Below are 23,229 nucleotides of genomic sequence, written 5' to 3'. Positions count from 1 at the left end.
CCTTGGCCTGACAGGAAAAGGGCCCGGCGTCGCCGCCGGGCCCCGGGGGCTCAGCCCACCAGCTTCTTGGAAGCGTCGATCAGTTCGCGGACCGCGCCGCAGGACTTCTCGAAGGCCGCCTTCTCGCTCGCGTTGAGCTCGATCTCGACGATGCGCTCCACGCCGCCCGCGCCGATCACCACCGGCACGCCGACATAGAGGTCCTTGATGCCGTACTGGCCGGTCAGCCAGGCGGCGCAGGGCAGGACGCGCTTCTTGTCCTTCAGGTACGCCTCGGCCATCGCGATCGCGGAGGCGGCGGGCGCGTAGAAGGCGGAGCCCTTTTCGAGCAGCTTCACGATCTCGCCGCCGCCATTCGCGGTGCGGGCGCAGATCGCGTCGATCTTCTCCTGCGTCGACCAGCCCATCTTCACCAGGTCCGGCACCGGGATGCCGGCAACGGTGGAATAGCGGGTCAGCGGCACCATGGTGTCGCCGTGGCCGCCGAGCACGAAGGCGGTCACGTCCTCGACCGAGACGTTGAACTCCTGCGCGAGGAAGAGGCGGAAGCGGCTCGAATCCAGCACGCCGGCCATGCCGACCACCTTGTTCGCGGGAAGGCCCGACTTCTCGCGGAACACCCACACCATGGCGTCGAGCGGGTTGGTGATGACGATGACGAAGGCGTTCGGGCAATGCTGCTTCACGCCCTCGGCCACCTGCGCGATGACGCCGGCGTTCTTGGAGACGAGGTCGTCGCGGCTCATGCCCGGCATGCGCGGGAAGCCGGCGGTGATGATGACGACATCGGAGCCCGCGATCGCGCTGTAGTCGCCCGAGCCCGACATAGCGCTGTCGAAGCCGTCCACCGGGCCCGACTGCATGATGTCGAGCGCCTTGCCCGCGGCCACGCCCGGGAAGACGTCGAACATCACGACGTCGCCGAGCTCCTTGAGCCCGATGAGGTGGGCGAGCGTGCCGCCGATGTTGCCGGCGCCGATCAGCGCAATCTTCTTGCGGGCCATGGGACTTCCTCGGGATGTGGTGCAGTGCGGAAAAGCGCCGCTACCTACTCCGTGGCCCGCGCGGCGGCAAGGCTGCCGGGGCGCCCGGGAACGGCGCCGGCCGGCCCGCGCGGTTCGTCAGAGCGGCAGGCAGCGCACCACGTCGTTATGGCCCAGCGCCAGCGTGGCCATGGTGCCGGTCGGGCAGGACTGGGCCTGGGTGTTGGTCGGCGGCTCGAGCCCGCCCTGCCAGGCGACGGTGCGGCTGCGGGCGCCGCAGGCCCGGCCGCGGCAGGACTCGGCGACCTGCGTGCCGCGAGACGTGGTGCGGTTGGCCTGACGGCCGTTGCGGGTGGTCGCCGTGCCCGCCTGGCGAGTCCGGTCGGTGGCGCGGGCGTTGCGCTGCGGCGCCTCGGTCCTGCGGGCGGCACTGGCGCGTGCCGTCTGCGGTGCGGTGGCGCGGGTCTGCTGGGCCTGGGCCTGCTGCTGCGTGCGCGACCGGGCTTCGGCCGGGGCGGCGGCCGTGACGACGGTGGCAAGGGCGATGAAGGCCATGGCCAGAAACCGCATGCGCCAAACCTCTCGTTTCGTTGCGGGATATTTCAACGACTTTAGCCTGGGTCGTCCCGCGTCGGGAACCCCTTCCGGCCATTCTTGACCGGCGTCAAAACCGGGCAGGCCGCGGCAATACATGCGTGATGCCGCATTCCGTGCCGCAGAAGGTCGCCATGCATGACGACTGGCCGGCCCTGCCCGCCGCGACCTATGACCCAATCAACGAGACAGCCGCTGGCCAGCGCCGACACTTCGGCCCGAGGCCAGGCCTCGGGCCGGGAGCGCGAAGCGCGACCGCGCCCAGCCCATCCGCCGCCGCTGGCGCAACAGTCCACGGCGCGCAGCCAAGCCGCGCGGATGCGCGGCGCCCGGCGCTTGAGGGCTAAGTCAAATGCGCGAGCGCCAGGTAGTCCTGGCTTTGCATCTCCACCAGGCGCGAGGCGGTGCGCTCGAACATGGCGGCGTTCTCGCCCCGCTCGTAGAGCCGGTCGGGATGCTCCTCGGCGCTGGCGACGAGCTTCACGCGATGCTCGTAGAGCGCGTCGATCAGCGTGATGAAGCGCCGCGCCTTGTCGAAATTCTCGGGCCCGAGGCGCGGGATGCCGTCGAGCACCACGGTGTGGAAATGCGTCGCGACGGCGAGGTAGTCCGCCGGGCCCAGCGGCTTGCCGCAGATGTCGTTGAACTCGAAGCGCGCGACGCCGCGCGCGGCGAGCGGCACCTCCACGGCGCGGCCGAGCAGCGTCAGCTTCATCGGCTTCGCCGGCGTGTCGCCGGTCAGTTCCGCGAAGGCGGCGTCCATGGCGCGCTCGGCGCGGCCGTCGGGCGGGACATGCCAGGTCGGCAGGCCGCGGATGCGGTCGCGGCGGTAGTCGCGCGCCGATTCGAGCTCCAGCACCTCGATCCGCTTCTTGATCAGCGCGATGAAGGGCAGGAAGGCGTCGCGGCCCGGCTTGCCCTTGAACAGGTCGTCGGGGGTGGTGTTGGACGTCGCGACGATCACCACGCCGCGGGCGAACAGCGCCTCGAACAGCCGGCCGAGGATCATCGCATCGGCGATGTCGTGCACCTGGAACTCGTCGAAGCAGAGCAGCGCGGCCTCGGCGACGATCGAATCCGCCAGCGGCGGGATGGGATCGGCGGTGTCCCCGTGTTCCTTCTTCCAGGCATGGATGCGCCGGTGCGCCTGCTGCATGAACTGGTGGAAGTGCAGCCGCTTCTTCCGCGCCACATCCGCGCTGGCGAAGAACAGGTCCATGAGCATGGACTTCCCGCGCCCGACCTCGCCGACGAGATACAGGCCGAGCGGCGCGCCGGAGGGCGCCTCCTCCACCGCCTTGCGGCGGAAGAAGCGGCCGAGGAAGCCGCCGGTGTCGGGCGGCTCGACCTTCGGGTCGTAGCCGCGGGTGCGGCGCCAGAGATCCTGCAGCTTCTCGGCGGCGAGTTCCTGGGCGGGATCGGCGGTGATGGCGCCCGCGGCGATGCGCGCGCGGAGCGCGGGCAGGGGCCCCTCGGAGGTGAGGGCGACCGGCGCCTGCGCCCCGGCATCGCCGGGCGGGCGGTTGACGGGGGCGTGCATGACGGCCCGGGCCATAGCCCGATCCCGCCGGGCGGACAACCGCGCCCGGCCTTTACATGCGCGGGGGCCACCGGCAGCGTCCCAGGCCATGCGCCGCGTCGCCGCCCTGCACTACCATCCCGACGGCTACGGCACCGCCGGGAAGCCGATCATCGGCCGGCGCGTCGCCGGGGAGGAATTCCTGCGCGCCCTGGTGCGCCATGGCGGCCTGCAGGCGCTGCGCGCGCTGGTCCAGGACCGCGCCCAGGCCGAGGCCTTCCGCGCCCATGTGGCGGCGATCGATCCCGCGCTCGACACCAGCGCCCACACCTATGAGGACCCGGCCGGCTTCGACGATGCCGGCACGATCTTCGTTCCGGGCGCGGCCATGTCGACCTATGCCTGGTGGCGCCGACGGCATCGGCAGGACGCCTTCAGCCTTTGCGGCGTGACTCACACCACCGCGACCGACCGGGCGATGGACGCGATCGGGGACCTGCTGGTCGCACCGCTGCAGCCCTGGGATGCGCTCGTCTGCACCTCGCGCGCCGCGCGCGGCATGGTTCAGCGTGTGCTCGACGAGCAGGGCGCCTATCTGCGGGACCGCTTCGGCACCGGACGCATCGAGGGCCCGCTGCTGGCCGAGATCCCGCTTGGCGTCGACACCGCATCCTTCGCGCCGCTGCCCGAGGCACGGCGGCGCTGGCGCGAGCGGCTCGGCATGGGGGTCGGGGACGTCGCGGCGATCGTGGTCGGGCGGCTGAGCCTTGTGACGAAGTTCACGCCGGCGCCGATGTACCTGGCGCTCGAGCGTGCGGCGCAGGGGGCGGCGCGGCGGATGCACCTGATCCTCGCGGGGTATTTCGAACCGGAGCAGGCGCGCGGCGTCTTCCTCGACGGCGCGGCCGCGCTCTGCCCCTCGGTCACGGTCCACCATGTCGACGCGACCGAGCCCATGGCGCGGCGGGAGATCTGGAGCGCGGCGGATTTCTTCACCCTGCCGGTGGACAATGTGCAGGAGACCTTCGGCCTGGCCCCGGTCGAGGCCATGGCGGCCGGCCTGCCCGTCGTGGTCACCGACTGGGACGGCTTCCGCGACACGGTCGAGGACGGCGTCCACGGATTCCGCATCCCGACGGTGATGGGCGGGCCGGGGGCGGATATTGCGCGGCGGTACGCGGCGGGGATGGATGCCTATTCGCACTACGTGCTGGGCGCCTCGCTGGGCGTCGCGATGGATATCCCGCGGGCGGCGGAGGCCTACCGGACGCTGGTCGACGATGCCGAGCGGCGACGCGCGATGGGGGCGGCGGCAGCGGCCCATGCCCGCGCCCGCTACGACTGGGCGGTGGTGATCCGCCGTTACCTCGATCTCTTCGACGAGCTGGCCGAACGGCGTCGCGGCGGCGGCGAGCGCGCCCCGCCGCAGCCGGGCCGCGAGCCGGTCCCGCTGCGTCCCGATCCGCTGCGCATCTTCGCCGACTACCCGACCGAGGCGATCGCGGGGGAGATGCGCCTGGCCCTCGCGCCGGGCGCGGGGATCGAGGCGTTGCGTGCCCGGGCGCAGGTGCCCGGCGTGGTCGGGCGCGGCAGCCTGCTGCCGACCGAGCGCCAGTTCGCCGCGATGCTGGCACGGCTCGCGGTCGGGCCGGCGACAGCGGGGGAACTCGCCGCTCTCGCGCCGGCCGGACGCGGCGCGCGCGGCCTGGTCTGGCTGTTGAAGTACGACCTGGTCCGCCGGAGCGACTGAGGGCCTGGACGGGCCGGCGCGTCCGGCCGAGTCTCACCCCATGGGGGAATTCCTGAACGGCCTGCCGGCGACCGGCGCCCTGCTCGGCGTCGCGGCGGCGGCGTTGATCGGCGGTCTGTCGCGCGGCTTCTCGGGCTTCGGCGCCGCGCTGGTCTTCGTGCCGCTGGCCTCGGCCGCGGTGGGGCCGCGGGCGGCGGTGCCGGTGCTCGCGCTGCTGGAATGCTTCTCCTGCCTCGCCTTCCTGCCCGGGGCCTGGCGGCACGCGGCGCGGCGCGAAGTCGGGGTGATGAGCCTCGGCGCCATCTTCGCGGTGCCGCTCGGGGCGCTGATCCTCGCGCACAGCGACCCGGTGGCGCTGCGCTGGGCGATGACCGGCCTTGTCCTGGGCGCGCTGGTCGTCCTCGGATCCGGCTGGCGCTATCGCGGGGCGGGATCGGCGCCGCTGACGGTCGGCGTCGGGGCGGTGGGCGGCGTGATGAGCGGCACCGCCATGCTGGGCGGCGTGGCGCCGGCGGTCTGGTGGCTCGGCCGCGGCGGCGCGGCGCTGAACGTGCGCGCCAACATGAACCTGTACTTCGCCATCCTGACCGCGGCGGTGACCGCGGCCTTCGCCTGGCGCGGGCTGATCGGGGCCGGCAGCGCCTGGCTGGCGCTGGCCGCCGGCCCCGCCTATGCCGCGGGGCTGTGGGGCGGGGCGGCGCTGTTCGGGATGGCCAGCGAGACGACCTTCCGCCGCACCGCCTATGTCCTGATCCTCGCCGCCGCCGTGCTCGGCATGCCGCTGTGGGACCCGCTTACGGGCCGATGACCTTGGCGTCGGCCACGATGGCGCGGATCCGGTCCGTCGCGGTCGCGCCCGATTCGACGGCGGCGATGGCCTTGGCCTCGGCCACGCGGATGGCCGCGAGTCGCTCCAGCACGGCCGCGGCGCGGTCGAACGGGACGATCACCACCCCGTCCTCGTCGCCGACGACGATGTCGCCCGGGCGGACATGCTGCCCGCCCATCACGACCGGCGCGCCCACCACGCCCGGCCCGTTGGAGGCCGGGGAGGTCGGCACGATCCCGGCCGCGAAGAGCGGCAGGCCCGTCGCGACGATCCCGGCGCGGTCGCGGGCGAGGCCGTCCGTCACGAAGGCCGCGATGCCCTTGTTGCGCATCATGCCGGCGACGATGTCGCCCACCACGGCGGTGGTGGTGTAGCCGTCGTTCGCGACCACCACGACATCGCCCGGTTCGGCTTCGGCGAGCGCGCCGTAAACGCCGACCACGTCGGCGGGGTAGGCGAAGGCGGTCAGCGCCGGGCCGACGAAGCCCGCATTGGCCGGGTCCATCGGCTTGATCCGGTAGTCGACCGCCCCGCGCCCATCCATGGCGTCGACGAGGTGGGAGGTCTGCGCCCCGCGGAAGGCCTCGATCAGGGCCTTGTCGGGCCGGCGGTGGCCGCGGTGGATGGTCAGCAGCGGCGGGTTGTCGAGCATCGCGGGGTTCCCCATGTCCTGGCCTGATCAGCCTCGCCCGCCCGGCCGGCAGCGTCCAGCCGGGGTCGGAATCGGTGCCGCGCGTGCGAAAACCGATGGCCGTCCGGTTGCGGTGCGGCAATGCGTATGTTAAGCGCCCGCCGCCGCCGGAGGATGCCTTCGCGCGGCCATGTCCTTTGCCGTCGTTCGTCGCAGACCCAGCAAGAACAGGACCGGGATCGCCCGTGGCCGCAGCCGAGACCATCCAGACCGCCTCCACCTCCTCGTCGCAATCGGCGGGCGCGCCGCAGCGCTATGCCCATGCGCTGCTCGGTATCGCCGACGACCTGCGGGCCACCGAGCCCGGCGCGGTCGACCGCATCGCCAACGACCTGGAGACGCTGTTCACCCTGTGGCGCGATGACGCCCCGTTCCGCGACTTCATCGCCGACCCTCGCCTCGACGCCGCCAAGCAGCGCGCGGGCGCCTTCGCCATCCTCGAGCGCGTCGGCATCGGCGCGGAGGTGAAGAACCTGGTCGGCGTCATGATCACCAACCGTCGCCTGTCGGCGCTGCCCGCCGTGGCGCAGGCCTTCGGCGCGCTGCTCGCGGAACGCCGCGGCCAGCAGACGGCCGAGGTGGTCACCGCCCATCCGCTGACGGACACCCAGCGCGCCCAGATCGTCGCCCGCCTCACCGAGGCCGGCTATTCGGGCGTGCGGCTGTCCGAAAGCGTCGACGCTTCCATCCTTGGCGGGCTGATCGTCCGGATCGGTTCCCGCCTCTATGACAACAGCATCAAGTCCAAGCTGCAGCGCCTGCAGTACGCGATGAAAGGGGCCGCCTGACCATGGATATCCGTCCCGCCGAAATCTCGGAGATCCTCAAGAAGCAGATCGCCGGGTTCGACGCCGAGGCGAACGTGGCCGAGGTCGGCACCGTTCTGACCGTGGGTGACGGCGTTGCCCGCGTCTACGGGCTGCAGAACGTGATGGCCGGCGAGCTCGTGGAGTTCCCCGGCGCCGGCCTGCGCGGCATGGCGCTGAACCTCGAGGCCGACAACGTCGGCGTCGTGATCTTCGGCGACGACAAGAACATCCGCGAGGGCGACACCGTCTCGCGCACGGGTTCGATCGTCGACGTGCCGGTCGGCAAGGGCCTGCTAGGCCGCGTCGTCGACGCGCTCGGCAACCCGATCGACGGCAAGGGCCCGCTGGTGGACGTCACCCGCACCCGCGTCGAGGTGAAGGCCCCGGGCATCATTCCCCGCAAGTCGGTGCATGAGCCGATGCAGACGGGCATCAAGGCGATCGACAGCCTGATCCCGATCGGCCGCGGCCAGCGCGAGCTGATCATCGGCGACCGCCAGACCGGCAAGACGGCGGTGATCCTCGACACCATCATCAACCAGAAGCCGATCAACGCCTCGGGCGACGAGAAGCAGAAGCTGTACTGCATCTATGTCGCGGTCGGGCAGAAGCGCTCCACCGTGGCCCAGCTCGTGAAGACGCTGGAAGAGCAGGGCGCGCTCGAGTACTCGATCATCGTCGCCGCGACCGCTTCCGACCCGGCGCCGATGCAGTTCCTCGCGCCGTATTCCGGCTGCGCGATGGGCGAGTTCTTCCGCGACAACGGCATGCACGCGGTCATCTTCTACGACGATCTGTCGAAGCAGGCCGTCGCCTACCGCCAGATGTCGCTGCTGCTGCGCCGTCCGCCGGGCCGCGAGGCCTATCCGGGCGACGTGTTCTACCTGCACTCGCGCCTGCTCGAGCGCGCGGCGAAGATGAACGACGATTTCGGCGCCGGCTCCCTGACCGCGCTGCCGGTCATCGAGACGCAGGCCGGCGACGTGTCGGCCTACATCCCGACCAACGTCATCTCCATCACCGACGGCCAGATCTTCCTCGAGACCGAGCTCTTCTATAAGGGCATCCGTCCCGCGGTGAACGTCGGCCTCTCGGTCTCGCGCGTCGGCTCCGCCGCGCAGATCAAGGCGATGAAGCAGGTCGCCGGCCGCATCAAGCTGGAACTGGCGCAGTACCGCGAGATGGCGGCCTTCGCGCAGTTCGCCTCGGACCTCGACGCGACGACGCAGGCGCTGCTCGCCCGCGGCGCCCGCCTGACCGAGCTGCTGAAGCAGCCCCAGTACAAGCCGGTGCCGGTCGAGGAGCAGGTGATCGCGATCTTCGCCGGCACGCGCGGCTACCTCGACCGCATCCAGGTGGGTCAGGTCGGCGAGTTCGAGCGCCGCCTGCTCGCGGACATCAAGTCCCGCGCGCCGGAGATCGTCCAGGCGATCCGCACCGACCGGGAGATCAAGAAGGAGACCGAGACGAAGCTCGTCGCCTTCCTCGACTCCTTCGCGAAGTCCTTCAGCTGAGCGAACAGGGGGCGGAGAGCCATCCATGGCGAGCCTGAAGGCCCTCCGCCTGCGGATCAACAGCGTGAAGTCCACGCGCAAGATCACGCAGGCGATGAAGATGGTGGCGGCGGCGAAGCTGCGGCGCGCGCAGCAGCGCGCCGAGGCCGCCCGCCCCTATGCCGAGCGGATGGAGCGCATGCTCGCCTCCCTCGGCGCGGCGGTGGCGGGGCAGCCCGATGCGCCGAAGCTGCTGGTGGGCACGGGCGGCGACGCCGTGCACCTGCTGGTGGTGGTCAGCGGCGACCGCGGCCTCGCGGGCGCCTTCAACACCAATGTCGGCCGCTTCGCGCGCAACCGCGTGCGTGAGCTGGAAAGCCACGGCAAGACGGTGAAGATCCTGGGCGTCGGCCGCAAGGCGACGACCTATCTCAAGCGCGAATTCGGCTCCCGCTTCGTGGGCGAGGTCTCCTTCGCCAACAAGAAGGTGGTGGGCTTCGAGGACGCGGCCGAGATCGCGGCGACCATCACGAAGATGCTCGACGCCAACGAGTTCGACGTCTGCTCGCTGATCTACAACCGCTTCAAGAACGTCATCACGCAGACGCCCTCGGAGCAGCAGCTCATCCCGGGAGCCGTGCCCGAGCAGGAAGCCGGTGAGGCGATCGGCGCGCAGGCGCTGTACGAGTACGAGCCGACCGAGGACGAGATCCTCGCCGCGCTGCTGCCGCAGAACCTCGCCGTGCAGGTCTATCGCGCCATCCTGGAGACCACCGCCGGCTTCTACGGCAGCCAGATGACCGCCATGGACAACGCCACGCGCAACGCGGGCGAGATGATCAACAAGCTCACCATCAACTACAACCGCACACGCCAGGCCAACATCACCAAGGAGCTGATCGAGATCATCTCCGGTGCCGAGGCCGTCTGATGCCGTCCGATCGTGAAGCGCCGAAGGCGCGCAACGTGAATCGGCCGGCTGGCCGCTGAGAAGGGAATCCGCACGATGAAGAACAACGTCGGCAAGGTCACGCAGGTGCTGGGCGCCGTCGTGGACGTGCAGTTTCCGCAGGACCTGCCCAACATCCTCAACGCGCTGCACACCAAGGTCGAGGACCGCACCCTCGTCCTCGAGGTCGCGCAGCACCTCGGCGAGCGCACCGTGCGCTGCATCGCCATGGACACCACGGACGGCCTGGTCCGCGGCACCGAGGTGGTGGACACCGGTTCGGGCATCGCGGTGCCGGTCGGCCCGGGCACGCTCGGCCGCATCCTGAACGTCATCGGCGAGCCGATCGACGAGCGCGGCGCCGTCCCGCACGACAAGACCTACAACATCCACCGCGACGCCCCGGCGTTCGAGGAACAGGCCACCGCGGCCGAGATCCTCGTCACGGGTATCAAGGTCATCGACCTGCTCGCCCCCTACCTGAAGGGCGGCAAGATCGGCCTGTTCGGCGGCGCCGGCGTGGGCAAGACGGTCACCATCCAGGAGCTGATCAACAACGTCGCCAAGGGCCACGGCGGCGTGTCGGTCTTCGCCGGCGTGGGCGAGCGCACCCGCGAGGGCAACGACCTCTATCACGAGATGGTCGATGCCGGCGTCATCAAGCTGAACGAGGGCAACACCGAAGGGTCGAAGGTGGCCCTGGTGTACGGCCAGATGAACGAGCCGCCGGGCGCCCGCGCGCGCGTGGCGCTGTCCGGCCTGTCCATGGCGGAGTACTTCCGCGATGAGCAGGGCCAGGACGTGCTCTTCTTCATCGACAACATCTTCCGCTTCACGCAGGCGGGCGCCGAGGTGTCGGCGCTGCTCGGCCGCATCCCCTCCGCGGTGGGCTACCAGCCGACGCTGGCCACCGACATGGGCGCGCTGCAGGAGCGCATCACCTCGACGAAGAAGGGCTCGATCACCTCGGTGCAGGCCATCTACGTGCCTGCGGACGACCTGACCGACCCGGCGCCGGCGACCTCCTTCGCCCACCTCGACGCCACGACGGTGCTCAACCGCTCGATCGCCGAGCTCGGCATCTTCCCGGCCGTCGACCCGCTGGACTCGACCTCGCGTGCGCTCGACCCGCGCATCGTGGGCGAGGAGCACTACAAGACGGCGCGCGAAGTGCAGCGCGTCCTGCAGACCTACAAGTCGCTGCAGGACATCATCGCCATTCTCGGCATGGACGAGCTGTCGGAAGAGGACAAGCTGATCGTGGCGCGCGCGCGCAAGATCCAGCGCTTCCTGTCCCAGCCCTTCCACGTCGCGGAAGTCTTCACCGGCACGCCGGGCGTGTTCTGCAAGCTGGAAGACACGATCCGCTCCTTCGCGGGCATCGTGGCCGGCGAGTACGACCACCTTCCGGAAGCTGCCTTCTACATGGTCGGCACGATCGAAGAGGCCGTGAAGAAGGCCGAGGGGCTGAAGGCCGCCGCGTAAGCGACGGGCTTCCGCATCTTTCGGTGCCCTCAGACGCCGGGCGCGCCTCCGCGCGCTTGGCTTTCGCGGCACTAGCCGCGGGCCGCATTCGCGGCCTCGGACCCGGCCGCAGCCGGGTCCGCCGGTCGCGCCAGACTTTGGAAGGGCGTTGCGATGTCCACGTTCCAGCTCGAATTCGTCTCCCCCGAGAAGCTGCTGCTCTCCCGGCCGGTGGAGATGGCGGTGATCCCCGCCGCGGAGGGCGAGATGGGCGTGCTGCCCGGCCACTCGCCGATGATCGTCGCCCTGCGCGGCGGCGTCATCACCGTGACCGAGGCCGGCCAGGTCTCCGAGCGGCTCTTCGTCGCCGGCGGCTTCGCCGAGGTGACGCCGTCCCGCGTGACCATTCTCGCCGATGAGGCGACGCCGGTCGCCCAGCTCTCCAAGGCCGATGCCGAGCGCCGCGTCGCCAAATGCGAGAAGGCGTATGACGAGGCCGCCGGCGAGGCGACGCCCGAGAAGCGCGATGCCGCCATGGCGCGCCTGCTCGCGGCCCGCGCCATGCTCGCCGCCGCCGAGGCGGCTTGATCCCGGCGGCCCTGGGGCCGCCCGATCACGTTTTCCTGATGCGCGCGCCGCCCCCCGCGGCGCGCGTCCTGTTTCACACACCTTTCATACGATCCGCCTCCGCACGCGCCGGCTGCCTTGAAACGACCACGCACGGGGCGAAAATGGCAGGCCGTCGCGCGTCGTCCGGGCTCGCGCCCGCAAGCAAGAGGTTGGCATGAAGCACTGGCACATCGACGAGATCGGCTGGGACCGCTTCGACCCCTCCAAGGTGGACCCGGAGATCGTGCCGCTGGTGAAGGCCGCGGCCATGGTCGAGCGGAACGCGGCCGACTACGTCACCTACCTCACCCGTGTCTTCGCCGACGACCCGGACTTCCAGGCGGCGGCGGAACATTGGGGCGTGGAGGAGACGCAGCACGGCGACGCGCTCGGCCGTTGGGGCGAGATCGCTGATCCGACCTGGAACTTCCAGGAGGCCTTCGCCCGCTACCGGGCCGGCTACAAGATCCAGCTCGACGCCGAGGCCTCGATCCGCGGGTCGCGCACCGGCGAGTTGATCGCCCGCTGCATGGTCGAGACCGGGACCTCCTCCTACTACTCGGCCCTCGGCGATTCGACCGAGGAACCTGTGCTCAGGCAGGTCTGCCGGCTGATCGCGGCCGACGAGTATCGGCACTTCAAGCTGTTCTACGACCACATGAAGCGCTACCTGGCGCGCGAGAAGCTTTCCTTCGCGAAGCGCCTGCGCGTCGCCCTGGGTCGCATCGGGGAAAGCGAGGATGACGAGCTCGCCTACGCCTTCCACTGCGGCAATGAGGCCGAGGGCATGCCCTACGACCATGACCGCTGCATCAGCGGCTACATGGGTCGGGCCATGGGCTTCTACCGTTTTCGCCACATCGAGCGCGGCATGGGCATGATCTTCAAGACGATCGGCCTCGAGCCCCGCGGGCGCATGTCGGACATCGCGGCCAAGGGCGCCTGGCGGCTGCTGCAGTGGCGGCGTGACCGCTACCAGCAGGCGCTGCGCAAGGCGGCGAACGAGAACGCGAACGCGCAATCCCGCGCGGCCTGACGGGCGCCGCCCCGCGGACCGGTATGGTTCCGGCGATTCGCCGGGCCCGCTGGTCGAAACACCCGAGACACCCCCGGCCTTCCGGGCCCATTTCCGGGCAATCCGGCCGGGCTGAGAAAAAACTTCGGCCCCGGCGCATTTTCCTCTTTGCGCCCGGGGGGCGCGGGCGTATAGCGCCGCTCAGACGCAGTACGCACGTGCCTCTGGCCCCCGGCCGTTCCGGCCAAAGGGTTTACGCAACGACGTCAAGCGTTCTGGCAACCCCGCCCGGCATGCCGGGCGGCCCACTTTGGTCGCTGGTTCGTTCGACCGTTTCGTCAACCTTGGGTCGTCGCCTGGACAGGCGGCCCACCGGAGCCTGGAGAGGTGCGGCGATGACCCCGAAGATCGCCCAGTTCCTGCGCGACCACGCGCCCGCCACGCCCTGTCTCGTCCTCGACGTGGACCGGGTGGAGGCGAACTACCGCCGGCTGAAGGCCGCGCTGCCGCTCGCGCGCGTCTACTACGCCGTGAAGGCCAACCCGGCCGCGCCGATCCTCGAGCGCCTGACGGGCCTCGGCTCCTCCTTCGACGCCGCGTCGTGGGAAGAAATCGAGGCGTGCCTGGCCGCCGGCGCGCGGCCGGAGGCGATCTCCTACGGCAACACCATCAAGAAGGCGTCGGCCATCAAGGCCGCGCACGAAGCGGGCGTGACGCTCTTCGCCTTCGACAGCGAGCCCGAGCTGCTGAAGATCGCGAAGAACGCCCCCGGCGCGCGCGTCTATTGCCGCATCCTGGTCGAGAACAAGGGCGCCGAATGGCCGCTCAGCCGCAAGTTCGGCTGCGAGCTCGAGATGGCGCGCGACCTGATGGTGCAGGCCCGCACGCTCGGCCTCGACCCCTATGGCATCTCCTTCCATGTCGGCAGCCAGCAGACCAGCACGGCCGCCTATGAAGGGGCGATCGCGCGCGTCGCCATGCTCTTCACCGACCTCAAGGAGGCCGGGGTGAAGCTGCGCATGGTGAACCTCGGCGGCGGCTACCCGGTGCGCTACCGCGCCGAGGTGCCGGGCATCGACGATTTCGGCAACGCCATCATGGGCGCCATGACCCAGCATTTCGGCAACGACCTGCCGGAGATGCTGGTCGAGCCCGGCCGTTTCATGGTCGGCGACGCCGGCGTGGTCTCGGCCGAGGTCGTGCTCGTCTCCCGCAAGGGCAAGGACGATCCGGTGCGTTGGGTCTATCTCGACATCGGGCGCTTCGGCGGCCTGGCCGAGACCGAGGGCGAGGCGATCAAATACGCCTTCCGCACGCCCCATGACGGCACCGCGGACGGCCCGGTGACCATCGCCGGCCCGACCTGCGACAGCACCGACACGCTGTACGAGAAGTCGAACTACCGCCTGCCGATGGCGCTGACCGACGGCGACCGGGTCGAGCTGCTGTCGACCGGCGCCTACGTCACCTCCTACGCCTCGCAGTCCTTCAACGGCTTCCGGCCGCTCGCGGAACACTACATCTAGTCTGCCCTCAGGCGGCGGGCGCGGCCCGTCCGGGCCGCTTGCCTTCGCGCCGTGTACTGGCGTGCTGGCGGCGGCGGATGGTCTGGGCGCGGTCGCGCTTTGCGCTCCCGGCCCGAGGCTTCGCCTCGGGCCGTTTTGATATGCGAAGGGCGGCGCCCGATTTCACGTTCCATTTGCGCGTCGCGCCGGATAGGATGCGGCGATGGACAGCATTGACCGGAACATCCTGGTCGCGCTGCAACATGACGGGGCCTCCGGCCTCGCGGAGCTCGCCAAGGTGGCGGGCCTGTCCGTTTCCGCCACCGCGGAACGGGTCAAGCGGCTCGAGGAACGCGGTACGATCCGCGGCTGGCGCGCGGATCTCGATCCGGCGGCGGTCGGCTGCCCGCTGCTCGCCTGGGTGTTCGTGACCCTCCGCCCCGGCGCCAGCGACGCCAAGTTCCGCGACGGCCTCGCGCCCTTCGAGCACGTGCTGGAATGCCACGCCGTGAGCGGGCCCTGGTCCTACATGCTGAAGCTGCGCGTCGCCGGCCTGCCGGAACTCGAGGCCTTCGTCGCCGGGGAGCTCCGTCGCAAGGCGGGCGTCGAACGGACCGAGACCGTGCTCGCCCTCTCGACCGTCAAGGAAACCGCGATCCTCCCCGTCGCCCCGCCGGACGACGAGGAAGCGTGACGCGGCGCGGGCGGCTGGTGCAGGCTGCCTCGCCATGAGCCGCCGCACCCTCGAGGTGACGTCCGACCTCCTGCTCCGCGCCTATGCGGCGGGGGTTTTCCCGATGGCCGAGAGCCGCCGCTCCGACCGTCTCTACTGGCTCGACCCGGCGCTGCGGGGCGTGCTGCCGCTCGACGGCGGATTCCACCTCTCCCGGCGCCTGCGGCGCACCGCGCTGTCCGACCGATTCGCGGTGACCGTCGACCGGGACTTCCCCGGCGTCATCCGCGGCTGCGCCGAACCCGCCCCCGGACGTACCGACACCTGGATCAACGAGGAGATCGAGCGGCTTTTCCTCGAACTCCATGCCCGCGGCGCCGCCCATTCGGTCGAGGTGACCGCGGAAGGGCGTCTGGTCGGCGGGCTCTACGGCGTCTCGCTCGGCGGTGCCTTCTTCGGGGAGAGCATGTTCTCCCGCGCCACCGATGCCTCGAAGGTCGCGCTGGTGCACCTGGTGGCGCGGCTGCGCCTCGGGGGCTACGCGCTGCTCGACACCCAGTTCCTCACCGCCCATCTCGCCCGCTTCGGCGCCGTCGAGATCCCGAAGGCCGACTACAAGCTGCGCCTCGCCGCGGCGCTGTCGGTCGAGGCGACCTGGCGGACCGACCTCACGCGGGAGGAGGTCGCGGCGGAGATCCGCGCGCTGCGCGGCGCGGAGGGCTGACGGCCGACCGGGGGCAGCATCGTGCTGTGGCGGGGCGGCAGCCCCTGATCGGCCGCAGCGGGGCCACGACGACCCCGCGCGAGCCAGTGGCAGGCCGCGCGCGGCCGTGGGATACGGCATGCCCCATGTCGGCCCGGATCGGGTGGCCGCGATCATGGCGCCCGACCGCGCCCCTGCCTTCGGGGCCCGGCGCGCGACGGCCGCGATGGCCTTCACCGAACCCCAATCCACCGTCGACCGCGTCATTCTGCAGCGCCATGACTGGCCCGGCGTCGTGACACCGCTCGATCCGGCCATGCTGGGCGACATGCCGGGCCCTGGCGGGGTTCCCATCGACGTTGCGAGGCAACGCCGCGGGTTACCCCGGGCGCGGGCCTAGCGAATGAGCCCCGTCATCGGGCTCGACGCATCGGCCTGGTAGTTCCAGGGCATGCGGCCGGCGAGGAAGGCATCCCGCCCGGCCTCGACCGCGGCCTTCATCGCGACTGCCATGCGGACCGGGTCCTTGGCATGCGCGATCGCCGAATTCAGCAGCACCGCGTCACAGCCGAGTTCCATCGCCTTGGCCGCATCCGACGCCGTTCCGATGCCCGCATCCACCAGCACCGGCACCTTCGCGTTCTGCTTGATGGAGCGGATCATGAACGGATTGGTCAGCCCCAGCCCCGAGCCGATCGGCGCGCCGAGCGGCATGATCGCGACGCAGCCCAGATCCTCGAGCTTCTTCGCCGCCACCGGGTCGTCGGCGCAGTAGACCATCACCTCGAAGCCGTCGGCGATCAGCGCCTTCGCCGCTTCCAGCGTGCCTTCCATGTCCGGGTAGAGGTAGGGCGGGGGCCCCAGCACCTCGAGCTTCACGAGGTTCCACCCGCCGGCCTCGCGCGCCAGGCGCAGCGTGCGCACCGCGTCGTTCGCGGTGTGGCAGCCGGCGGTGTTGGGCAGGTAGGTGTACCGCTTGGGCGACACGAAATCCTGCAGCATCGGCGCATTCGGGTCGGACAGGTTCACCCGCCGCACCGCGACGGTGACGATCTCCGCTCCCGAGGCCTCGATGGCCGCGGCGGTCTCCTCGAGCGACTTGTAGCGGCCGGTGCCGACGATCAGCCGGGAGCGGAAGCGGCGGCCCGCGACCTCCCAGGTGTCGTCGGTGGTTCCAGCGGGGGTCCCGTCCATGCTCAGCCTCCGCCGATGAAGTGTACGATCTCGAGCCGATCGCCCTGGGCCAGGGCGACGGTCGCATAGGTGGAACGCGGAACGATCTCCTCGTTCCGTTCGACCGCGACCTTGCGGGTGTCGAGGCCGATGGCCCCGAGCAGGGCGGCGACGGTGTCCCCGGGCGCAACCTCGCGGTCTTCCCCGTTCACCGTGATGGCGATCCGTTCTGACATCTTGCGGGGAATGTGGCGAAGGGGAGGGGGCGCCGCAAGCCGGGTCGGCGCATGGCCGGGGCGCGCCCCGCTTGCCCCGCCGAAACACCCCGTGCTAGCCCCTTCCGCCCCCATTTTCGGGAAATGCCCGTGAGTCCGCCCCTGATCGTGGTCCTGAACGGACCGAACCTCAACATGCTCGGCGTGCGCGAGCCGGAGAAGTACGGCACCGCGACGCTCGACGACGTCGAGGCGCTGTGCGCCGAGACGGCCGAGGAGTATGGCCTCGCCATCGACTTCCGGCAGACCAATGCCGAGGGCGAACTCGTCACCTGGATCCAGGAATGCCGCGGGCGCGCGGCGGGGATCGTGATCAACCCCGCCGGCTACACCACCACCTCGATCGCGGTCATGGACGCGCTGCTGGCCGTCGACCTGCCGGTGATCGAGGTGCACATCACGAACATCCACCGCCGGGAGGAATTCCGGCACAACAGCTACGTCTCCAAGGCGGCGACGGGCGTGATCTGCGGCCTCGGCGTGACGGGCTACGCGCTCGCCATCCGCGCCATGGCGGATCTGGTCGAGCAGGACGAGGAATGATGGGCAACTTCATCGAATTCGACGCCGCCGCGATTCGCGAGCTGGCGCAGATCCTGCGCGATACCGACCTGACGGAGATCGAGCTGGTCGACGGCGAGGCGCGGCTGCGTGTCGTGCGCCAGGCGGTCGTCGCCGCGCCGGTGATGCAGCCGGTCGCCGTGGCGGCTGCCCCGGTTGCCCCGGTTGCCGCGGCGGCGCCCGCGGCCGAGCCGCTCGACGCCGGCCATCCGGGCGCGGTGACGAGCCCGATGGTCGGCGTGGCGTATCTCTCGCCCGAACCCAACGCGGCGCAGTTCGTCACGGTCGGCGCCAAGGTCGCCCAGGGCCAGACCCTGCTGCTGATCGAGGCGATGAAGACCTTCAACCAGATCAAGGCTCCGCGGGCCGGCACGGTGACGCGCATCCTGGTCGAGAGCGGCATGCCGGTCGAATACGGCGAGCCGCTGATGATCATCGAATGAGCCGTCCGATGACTGGAAGGCCGCAGGCCTGCAGGTCCGACGCGGCCGGCTGCCGGGCGGCGCGCAGCGACGCGGGGAAGGCGTGATGTTCGGCAAGGTCCTGATCGCGAACCGGGGCGAGATCGCGCTTCGCGTCCATCGCGCCTGCCAGGAGATGGGCATCCGCACCGTCGCCGTGCATTCCACGGCCGACGCGACGGCGATGCATGTCCGCCTGGCGGATGAGAGCGTGTGCATCGGTCCGCCGAATGCGCGCGAATCGTATCTCAACACTGCCGCGATCCTGTCGGCCGCGACCATCACCGGCGCGGATGCGGTGCATCCCGGCTACGGCTTCCTGTCGGAGAACGCCCGCTTCGCCGAGATGGTGGAGGCGCATGGGCTGAAGTTCATCGGCCCTTCGCCGGACCACATCCGCATGATGGGCGACAAGATCGCCGCGAAGGATGCGATGCGGCGGCTCGACGTGCCGCTGGTGCCGGGCTCGCCGGGCGCGCTCGAATCGCTCGAGGAAGCGCGCGCCGTCGCGGACCAGATCAAGTACCCGGTGCTCATCAAGGCCGCGGCCGGCGGCGGCGGGCGCGGCATGAAGGTGGCGCGCAGCGCCGACGAGCTCGAGGACGCCTGGCGCGTCGCCCGCGCCGAGGCCAAGGCGGCCTTCGGCGACGACAGCGTCTACATGGAGAAGTACCTCGACCGCCCGCGGCACATCGAGCTGCAGGTGCTGGCCGACACCCACGGCAACGTCGTGCATTTCGGGGAGCGCGACTGCTCCCTGCAGCGCCGCCACCAGAAGCTGGTCGAGGAAGCCGGCAGCCCGGTGCTGACGGCGGCCGACCGCGAGGCGATGGGGGCGCGCGTGACCGGGGCGCTGGCGAAGCTCGGCTACCGCAATGCCGGCACGCTCGAGTTCCTCTGGCAGGATGGGCAGTTCGCCTTCATCGAGATGAACACCCGCCTGCAGGTCGAACATCCCGTGACCGAAATGGTCTGCGGCATCGACCTGGTGAAGGAACAGATCCGCATCGCGGCCGGGGAACCGCTCGGCTACGGCCAGGGCGACATCCGCTTCGCCGGCCATGCGATCGAATGCCGCATCACCGCCGAGGATCCCGAGACCTTCGCGCCGAGCCCCGGCCGCGTGAACACCTACCACGCGCCGGGCGGCCTCGGCGTGCGCGTCGATAGCGCGCTGTATTCCGGCTATACCGTGCCGCCGCATTACGACAGCCTGGTGGCGAAGCTGGTCGTGCACGCGCCGACGCGGCCCGAGGCGATCGGCCGGATGCGGCGGGCGCTGAGCGAAATGGTGGTGGCCGGCATCCGCACGACCTTGCCGCTGCACCAGGCGGTGATGGACGATCCGGAATTCCAGTCCGGCGAGTATACCATCCATTGGCTCGAGCGCTTCGTGGCGGAGCGCCAGGGCTGACCAATCGGCGCCGGGGACGACCCCGGCGCCTCGTTTGCAACGGTGGGGACGACCCCGCCACAGGCACCGAAGGGGACCTGTGATGGGTTGGATCTATCTGCTGGCGGCCGGGCTTTCGGAAATCGGCTGGGCCATCGGCCTCAAATACACCGAGGGCTTCACGCGCCCGGTGCCCACCGTGCTGACGATCGTCAGCATGATCATCAGCATCGGCCTGCTGGGGCTGGCGCTGAAGACGCTGCCGCTCGGCACCGCCTATGCCATCTGGACCGGGATCGGCACCGTCGGGACGGTGCTGCTCGGGATCGTGCTGTTCGGGGAGGCGGCGACCGCGCTCCGCCTCGCCTGCGTCGGCCTGATCCTGGCGGGGATCGTCGGGTTGAAGCTCGCCAGCCCGGCCTGAGGCCCCATCGGGGCGCCGAGGGCCCTGCGGCCCTCGGCAGTCCGGCGTGGAGGGGCGCTGCCCCTCCGGTCAGTTCGCCGGCCGCGTCGCCATCGCGGTAGTACGCTCGTCCATCCGCGCCTCGTAGGCGAAGCCGCGCCGCGCCGCCCAGAAGTTCACCAGCTGGAACAGCGGGATCATCGCCTGGTCGTCGGCGACCATGCGCACCGTCTCGCGCAGCATCGCCTCGCGCTGCACGTCGTCGAGCGTCGCCGCGGCGCGTTCCGTCAGGGCATCGAGCGCCGCATTGGAGTAGCGCGAGGAATTCGACGCGCCGCGCCGGCGCTCGCGGTCGTAGGTGCCGAAGATGTTCACCAGCATGTAGGACGCCTCGCCCGTCACGCTGCCCCAGCCGCCCATGCGCATGTTGAATTCCTGGCGGGAGGTGCGGGCGGAGTAGGTCGCCCAGGGCAGGGCCTGCAATTCGGTCCGCACGCCGATGCGCGTCCACATCTGCGCCACCGCCTGGCAGGCCCGCGCATCGTTGGGGTACCGGTCGTTGGGGCAGGACAGGGTGATGCGGAAGCCCTGCGGGAAGCCCGCCTCGGCGAGCAGCCGCTTCGCGCCATCCGGATCATAGGCCGGCGCCGGCACGTCCGGATTGTAGCCGAAGGCCCCCTGCGGCAGCCATTGGCCGGTCGGGCGCGCCGTGCCTTCCATCACGCGTTCGGACAGCGCGGCGCGGTCCACCGCCATCGACATCGCCCGGCGCACGCGCACGTCGTGGAACGGATTGCGCGTGAGCGCCTGGCCGTTGTTGTCGGTCACCCAGAGCGGGTTCTCGGCCCGGGAATAGTCCGGAATCAGGTAGATCAGGCGCAGGCCCTGGATCTCGAACAGGCTGATGCGCTGTTCCCGGCGCAGGCGCGCGATGTCGGTCGACGGGACCTGGTCGATCACGTCGACGTCGCCGGCGAGCAGCGCCGCGGTGCGCGACGGGTCGTTGGCGATGAAGCGGTAGGACACGCGCGCCCAGGGCTGCGCCCCGGCCCAGTAGCCATCGTTGCGGACGAACTCGGTGCGATCGCCGGACCGGTAGGAGACCAGGCGGTAGGGCCCCGTCCCGATCGCGGCCTGGCCGGAATTGTACTGGTCCGTCTCGGCCCCCGTGCCGGCGTGGCGGGAGATGATCTGGATGGAGCCGAGCTCGGTCGGCAGCAGCGGATGCGGCGCGGCGGTGTGGAAGCGGATGGTCAGCGGATCGACCACCTCCACGCGGGTGATGGCCCGGATCAGCCCGGCGAAGGACCCGGGGCTGTTGCGCACGGTCGGCACGCGCTCGATGGTGAAGGCGACGTCGTCGGCGGTGAAATCGCGCCCGTCATGCCACTTCACGCCGGGGCGCAGCTTGAATTCCCAGACGGTCGGTTCGACCGCGCGCCAGCTCTCGGCGAGCATCGGGCGGAGGCGCGCCTGTGCGTCGCGTTCCACCAGCGTGTCGAACAGGTGCTGGGTCAGGCTGCTGTTGGGGGAGGCATTGTAGAAATGCGGGTCGAGGGAGGTCGGCGAGCCGCCGATCCCGATGGTCAGGTTCTGCGCTGCAGCATGGCCGCCGACCAGCAGCGCCGCGGCGAGCATGGCGTGCCCGATGGTCGTTCGCTTCATAATGTTCCTCTCCGGCAGGAATGGGGCGAAAGGTGGCAGCCTAGCGGCGCTTCCGGCGGGCTGCTACAAGGGGCATGCAAGTAGAATGTTCGGGAGTGCTTCAATGAAGACGTGGATCCGTCGGCGCAGCATCGCCGCGTCTGCGGTCGCCGTTGCCGGGGTCGCCCTGGCCGGCTCGCAGGCCCTGGCGCAGACCGCCACCATTGCCGTTGGCGCACCGGTTACCTCGCTCGACCCGCACTACCATCAGCTCTCCCCCAACAACGCCGTCGCGGACACCATCTTCGACAAGCTGGTCAACACCGACGCGCAGTCCCGCAACGTTCCGGGCCTTGCAACCGAATGGCGCGCCGTCGAACCGACGGTGTGGGAATTCCGCCTGCGCCCGAATGTGCGCTTCCACAACGGCAACGCCTTCACGGCCGAGGACGTGGCCTTCACGCTCCAGCGCCTGCCGAACGTGCCGAACAGCCCATCCTCCTTCGCGGTCTATTCGCGGCCGATCACGCGCGTCGAGATCGTCGATCCGCTGACGATCCGGCTGCACACGGCGCAGCCCTATCCGTTGATGCCGCTGGACATGACCAATGTCCGCATCCTCGACAAGGAAACCGCCGAGAACGCGACGACCGAGGACTTCAACGCCCTGCGCGCCGCGGCCGGCACGGGGCCCTACCGCGCCGTCGCGCACCGCAACGGCGACCGCATCGAATTCGAGCGCTGGGACGGCTACTGGGGCGATCGCGCACCCTTCCAGCGCGTCAACTACCGCATGATCACCAACGACGCCGCGCGTACCGCGGCGCTGCTCGCGGGCGACGTCGACCTGATCGACCAGGTGCCCACCTCGGATCTCGCGCGGCTGCGCAGCGACAACCGGGTGCGCATCTCGGAGACCGTCGGCCTTCGGCTGATCTTCCTGGGGCTGGATTTCCAGCGCGCGGCGAACGAGAACTCGCCCTTCATCACCGACAACGACGGCCGGCCGCTGGGCCGCAACCCGCTGCGCGACGTACGCGTGCGGCGTGCGCTGTCGATGGCGATCGACCGCCGCGCCATCGTGGACCGCGTGATGGAAGGTGCGGCGGTGCCGGCCAACCAGTTCCTGCCGCAGGGCGTCTTCGGCTTCGTCGCCGACCTGCCGGCGCCGGCCTATGATCCGGATGGCGCGAAGCGCCTGCTGGCCGAGGCCGGCTATCCCAACGGATTCCGCATCCAGCTGAACGGGCCGAACGACCGCTACATCAACGACGCCCGCATCGTGCAGGCGATCGGCCAGATGTGGACGCGCATCGGCGTGCGCACGGCCGTCGAGGCGCAGCCCTGGACGACCTTCGTCGGCCGCGCGGGGCGCCAGGACTATTCGGCCTTCCTGATCGGCTGGGGCTCGAACCCCGACGGGTCGCACCCGCTGCGCAACATCATGGCGACCTTCAACAGCGAGCGCGGCTGGGGCGCGTCGAACCGCGGGCGCTACTCCAACCCGCAGGTGGACGACCTGCTGGCGCAGTCGCTGACGGAGCTCGACGAGGCCAAGCGCGAGCGGCAGGTGGTCGACGCCATGCGCATCGCGATGCAGGACGTGGGCGTGGTGCCGCTGCACATCCAGACCAACATCTGGGCCTCGCGGCGCAACTTCGAGCACACCGCGCGCAACGACGAGCTGACCCGGGCGCAGGATCTGCGCCCGGCGGCTCGCTGACGACAGGGAT

Annotated in this window: 24 protein-coding genes; 17 read left to right on the top strand and 7 right to left on the bottom strand. The window is 70.5% G+C overall.

What is annotated here, in order from left to right; translation table 11 throughout:
* Positions 1-50 precede the first annotated feature (50 nt).
* The 3 genes from mdh to zapE all read right to left on the bottom strand — a co-directional run bounded on the left by mdh (position 51) and on the right by zapE (position 3,132).
* The gene (gene mdh / locus GWK16_RS18395; protein WP_170055441.1) at positions 51-1,004 is read right to left on the bottom strand and encodes a malate dehydrogenase; all 954 of its coding nucleotides are present in this window, start codon (positions 1,002-1,004) and stop codon (positions 51-53) included.
* 117 nt (positions 1,005-1,121) lie between these two features.
* Positions 1,122-1,553, bottom strand: a complete 432-nt coding sequence (locus GWK16_RS18390; protein ID WP_170055440.1) for a hypothetical protein — start codon at positions 1,551-1,553, stop codon at positions 1,122-1,124.
* 367 nt (positions 1,554-1,920) lie between these two features.
* Positions 1,921-3,132, bottom strand: coding sequence for a cell division protein ZapE (gene zapE / locus GWK16_RS18385; protein ID WP_248291476.1), 1,212 nt, complete (start codon positions 3,130-3,132; stop codon positions 1,921-1,923).
* A 73-nt stretch (positions 3,133-3,205) separates the two neighbouring features.
* Here zapE and GWK16_RS18380 point away from each other — a divergent pair, with 73 nt between their 5' ends.
* Together GWK16_RS18380 and GWK16_RS18375 are read left to right on the top strand one after the other, a co-directional pair.
* Positions 3,206-4,846: a glycosyltransferase gene (locus tag GWK16_RS18380; RefSeq protein WP_170055439.1), complete on the top strand. Its 1,641-nt coding sequence runs from the start codon at positions 3,206-3,208 to the stop codon at positions 4,844-4,846.
* A 40-nt stretch (positions 4,847-4,886) separates the two neighbouring features.
* Positions 4,887-5,654, top strand: a complete 768-nt coding sequence (locus tag GWK16_RS18375) for a sulfite exporter TauE/SafE family protein (protein WP_170055438.1) — start codon at positions 4,887-4,889, stop codon at positions 5,652-5,654.
* Here the strand turns inward: GWK16_RS18375 and GWK16_RS18370 are convergent.
* Positions 5,641-6,342, bottom strand: coding sequence for an RraA family protein (locus GWK16_RS18370; protein ID WP_170055437.1), 702 nt, complete (start codon positions 6,340-6,342; stop codon positions 5,641-5,643). The genes GWK16_RS18375 and GWK16_RS18370 overlap by 14 nt on opposite strands.
* A gap of 209 nt (positions 6,343-6,551) precedes the next feature.
* Here GWK16_RS18370 and atpH point away from each other — a divergent pair, with 209 nt between their 5' ends.
* The 10 genes from atpH (at position 6,552) to GWK16_RS18320 (ending at position 15,986) form a co-directional block, all read left to right on the top strand.
* Entirely contained in the window at positions 6,552-7,154 is a 603-nt protein-coding gene (gene atpH, locus GWK16_RS18365; protein WP_338144510.1) for an ATP synthase F1 subunit delta, read from the top strand.
* Positions 7,155-7,156: 2 nt separating this feature from the next.
* The gene (atpA, locus tag GWK16_RS18360) at positions 7,157-8,689 is read left to right on the top strand and encodes a F0F1 ATP synthase subunit alpha (protein ID WP_170055435.1); all 1,533 of its coding nucleotides are present in this window, start codon (positions 7,157-7,159) and stop codon (positions 8,687-8,689) included.
* Positions 8,690-8,714: 25 nt separating this feature from the next.
* Positions 8,715-9,599 (top strand): F0F1 ATP synthase subunit gamma, encoded by an 885-nt coding sequence (locus GWK16_RS18355; protein WP_170055434.1) that lies wholly within the window; start codon positions 8,715-8,717, stop codon positions 9,597-9,599.
* Positions 9,600-9,674: 75 nt separating this feature from the next.
* Positions 9,675-11,102, top strand: coding sequence for a F0F1 ATP synthase subunit beta (gene atpD / locus GWK16_RS18350; RefSeq protein ID WP_170055433.1), 1,428 nt, complete (start codon positions 9,675-9,677; stop codon positions 11,100-11,102).
* 153 nt (positions 11,103-11,255) lie between these two features.
* Positions 11,256-11,669, top strand: a complete 414-nt coding sequence (gene atpC, locus GWK16_RS18345; RefSeq protein WP_170055432.1) for an ATP synthase F1 subunit epsilon — start codon at positions 11,256-11,258, stop codon at positions 11,667-11,669.
* A 196-nt stretch (positions 11,670-11,865) separates the two neighbouring features.
* Positions 11,866-12,726, top strand: a complete 861-nt coding sequence (locus tag GWK16_RS18340; RefSeq protein ID WP_170055431.1) for a ferritin-like domain-containing protein — start codon at positions 11,866-11,868, stop codon at positions 12,724-12,726.
* 374 nt (positions 12,727-13,100) lie between these two features.
* The gene (locus GWK16_RS18335) at positions 13,101-14,231 is read left to right on the top strand and encodes a type III PLP-dependent enzyme (protein WP_170055430.1); all 1,131 of its coding nucleotides are present in this window, start codon (positions 13,101-13,103) and stop codon (positions 14,229-14,231) included.
* A 202-nt stretch (positions 14,232-14,433) separates the two neighbouring features.
* Positions 14,434-14,904, top strand: a complete 471-nt coding sequence (locus GWK16_RS18330; protein WP_170055429.1) for an Lrp/AsnC family transcriptional regulator — start codon at positions 14,434-14,436, stop codon at positions 14,902-14,904.
* A 34-nt stretch (positions 14,905-14,938) separates the two neighbouring features.
* On the top strand, positions 14,939-15,607 hold the full coding sequence (gene aat / locus GWK16_RS18325; protein ID WP_170055428.1) for a leucyl/phenylalanyl-tRNA--protein transferase: 669 nt from the start codon (positions 14,939-14,941) through the stop codon (positions 15,605-15,607).
* 118 nt (positions 15,608-15,725) lie between these two features.
* The gene (locus GWK16_RS18320; protein ID WP_170055427.1) at positions 15,726-15,986 is read left to right on the top strand and encodes a hypothetical protein; all 261 of its coding nucleotides are present in this window, start codon (positions 15,726-15,728) and stop codon (positions 15,984-15,986) included.
* Here GWK16_RS18320 and GWK16_RS18315 read toward each other — a convergent pair.
* Positions 15,983-16,780 carry a thiazole synthase gene (locus tag GWK16_RS18315; protein ID WP_170055426.1) on the bottom strand — a complete coding sequence of 266 codons (798 nt, stop codon included), beginning with the start codon at positions 16,778-16,780 and terminating at the stop codon, positions 15,983-15,985. The two genes, GWK16_RS18320 and GWK16_RS18315, sit on opposite strands and share 4 nt — an antisense overlap.
* A 2-nt stretch (positions 16,781-16,782) precedes the next feature.
* The gene (thiS, locus tag GWK16_RS18310; RefSeq protein WP_170055425.1) at positions 16,783-16,995 is read right to left on the bottom strand and encodes a sulfur carrier protein ThiS; all 213 of its coding nucleotides are present in this window, start codon (positions 16,993-16,995) and stop codon (positions 16,783-16,785) included.
* 123 nt (positions 16,996-17,118) lie between these two features.
* Here thiS and aroQ point away from each other — a divergent pair, with 123 nt between their 5' ends.
* From aroQ to sugE, 4 genes are all read left to right on the top strand, one after another.
* The gene (gene aroQ / locus GWK16_RS18305; RefSeq protein ID WP_211187535.1) at positions 17,119-17,577 is read left to right on the top strand and encodes a type II 3-dehydroquinate dehydratase; all 459 of its coding nucleotides are present in this window, start codon (positions 17,119-17,121) and stop codon (positions 17,575-17,577) included.
* Positions 17,574-18,038: an acetyl-CoA carboxylase biotin carboxyl carrier protein gene (gene accB / locus GWK16_RS18300; protein WP_170055423.1), complete on the top strand. Its 465-nt coding sequence runs from the start codon at positions 17,574-17,576 to the stop codon at positions 18,036-18,038. The genes aroQ and accB overlap by 4 nt, the downstream gene beginning before the upstream one ends.
* An 85-nt stretch (positions 18,039-18,123) precedes the next feature.
* Positions 18,124-19,470, top strand: a complete 1,347-nt coding sequence (gene accC / locus GWK16_RS18295; protein WP_170055422.1) for an acetyl-CoA carboxylase biotin carboxylase subunit — start codon at positions 18,124-18,126, stop codon at positions 19,468-19,470.
* 82 nt (positions 19,471-19,552) lie between these two features.
* Complete coding sequence (sugE, locus tag GWK16_RS18290) at positions 19,553-19,873, top strand: quaternary ammonium compound efflux SMR transporter SugE (RefSeq protein ID WP_170055421.1); 321 nt, start codon at positions 19,553-19,555, stop codon at positions 19,871-19,873.
* A gap of 69 nt (positions 19,874-19,942) precedes the next feature.
* On the opposite strand, the gene GWK16_RS18285 is transcribed toward sugE, so the two are convergent.
* Positions 19,943-21,517, bottom strand: a complete 1,575-nt coding sequence (locus GWK16_RS18285; protein ID WP_170055420.1) for an ABC transporter substrate-binding protein — start codon at positions 21,515-21,517, stop codon at positions 19,943-19,945.
* Positions 21,518-21,620: 103 nt separating this feature from the next.
* Here GWK16_RS18285 and GWK16_RS18280 point away from each other — a divergent pair, with 103 nt between their 5' ends.
* Positions 21,621-23,219 (top strand): ABC transporter substrate-binding protein, encoded by a 1,599-nt coding sequence (locus tag GWK16_RS18280; protein WP_170055419.1) that lies wholly within the window; start codon positions 21,621-21,623, stop codon positions 23,217-23,219.
* The last annotated feature ends 10 nt before the right edge of the window (positions 23,220-23,229 follow it).

Source organism: Neoroseomonas marina, assembly GCF_012927745.1.
In the GTDB taxonomy this organism is placed as follows: Bacteria; Pseudomonadota; Alphaproteobacteria; order Acetobacterales; family Acetobacteraceae; genus Neoroseomonas; species Neoroseomonas marina.
This window is presented reverse-complemented; position numbering and strand designations above follow the sequence as displayed.

Bases quoted from the DNA above. Each gene is read 5' to 3' on its own strand.
- accB (WP_170055423.1), top strand. From the start codon at position 17,574: ATGATGGGCAACTTCATCGAATTCGACGCCGCCGCGATTCGCGAGCTG.
- thiS (WP_170055425.1), bottom strand. From the start codon at position 16,995: ATGTCAGAACGGATCGCCATCACGGTGAACGGGGAAGACCGCGAGGTT.
- sugE (WP_170055421.1), top strand. From the start codon at position 19,553: ATGGGTTGGATCTATCTGCTGGCGGCCGGGCTTTCGGAAATCGGCTGG.
- GWK16_RS18320 (WP_170055427.1), top strand. From the start codon at position 15,726: ATGCCCCATGTCGGCCCGGATCGGGTGGCCGCGATCATGGCGCCCGAC.
- atpC (WP_170055432.1), top strand. From the start codon at position 11,256: ATGTCCACGTTCCAGCTCGAATTCGTCTCCCCCGAGAAGCTGCTGCTC.
- GWK16_RS18280 (WP_170055419.1), top strand. From the start codon at position 21,621: ATGAAGACGTGGATCCGTCGGCGCAGCATCGCCGCGTCTGCGGTCGCC.
- GWK16_RS18370 (WP_170055437.1), bottom strand. From the start codon at position 6,342: ATGGGGAACCCCGCGATGCTCGACAACCCGCCGCTGCTGACCATCCAC.
- GWK16_RS18380 (WP_170055439.1), top strand. From the start codon at position 3,206: ATGCGCCGCGTCGCCGCCCTGCACTACCATCCCGACGGCTACGGCACC.
- atpA (WP_170055435.1), top strand. From the start codon at position 7,157: ATGGATATCCGTCCCGCCGAAATCTCGGAGATCCTCAAGAAGCAGATC.
- aat (WP_170055428.1), top strand. From the start codon at position 14,939: ATGAGCCGCCGCACCCTCGAGGTGACGTCCGACCTCCTGCTCCGCGCC.
- mdh (WP_170055441.1), bottom strand. From the start codon at position 1,004: ATGGCCCGCAAGAAGATTGCGCTGATCGGCGCCGGCAACATCGGCGGC.
- aroQ (WP_211187535.1), top strand. From the start codon at position 17,119: ATGCCCGTGAGTCCGCCCCTGATCGTGGTCCTGAACGGACCGAACCTC.
- atpD (WP_170055433.1), top strand. From the start codon at position 9,675: ATGAAGAACAACGTCGGCAAGGTCACGCAGGTGCTGGGCGCCGTCGTG.
- GWK16_RS18340 (WP_170055431.1), top strand. From the start codon at position 11,866: ATGAAGCACTGGCACATCGACGAGATCGGCTGGGACCGCTTCGACCCC.
- GWK16_RS18315 (WP_170055426.1), bottom strand. From the start codon at position 16,780: ATGGACGGGACCCCCGCTGGAACCACCGACGACACCTGGGAGGTCGCG.
- accC (WP_170055422.1), top strand. From the start codon at position 18,124: ATGTTCGGCAAGGTCCTGATCGCGAACCGGGGCGAGATCGCGCTTCGC.
- GWK16_RS18330 (WP_170055429.1), top strand. From the start codon at position 14,434: ATGGACAGCATTGACCGGAACATCCTGGTCGCGCTGCAACATGACGGG.
- GWK16_RS18335 (WP_170055430.1), top strand. From the start codon at position 13,101: ATGACCCCGAAGATCGCCCAGTTCCTGCGCGACCACGCGCCCGCCACG.
- GWK16_RS18390 (WP_170055440.1), bottom strand. From the start codon at position 1,553: ATGCGGTTTCTGGCCATGGCCTTCATCGCCCTTGCCACCGTCGTCACG.
- GWK16_RS18355 (WP_170055434.1), top strand. From the start codon at position 8,715: ATGGCGAGCCTGAAGGCCCTCCGCCTGCGGATCAACAGCGTGAAGTCC.
- GWK16_RS18375 (WP_170055438.1), top strand. From the start codon at position 4,887: ATGGGGGAATTCCTGAACGGCCTGCCGGCGACCGGCGCCCTGCTCGGC.
- GWK16_RS18285 (WP_170055420.1), bottom strand. From the start codon at position 21,517: ATGAAGCGAACGACCATCGGGCACGCCATGCTCGCCGCGGCGCTGCTG.
- zapE (WP_248291476.1), bottom strand. From the start codon at position 3,132: ATGGCCCGGGCCGTCATGCACGCCCCCGTCAACCGCCCGCCCGGCGAT.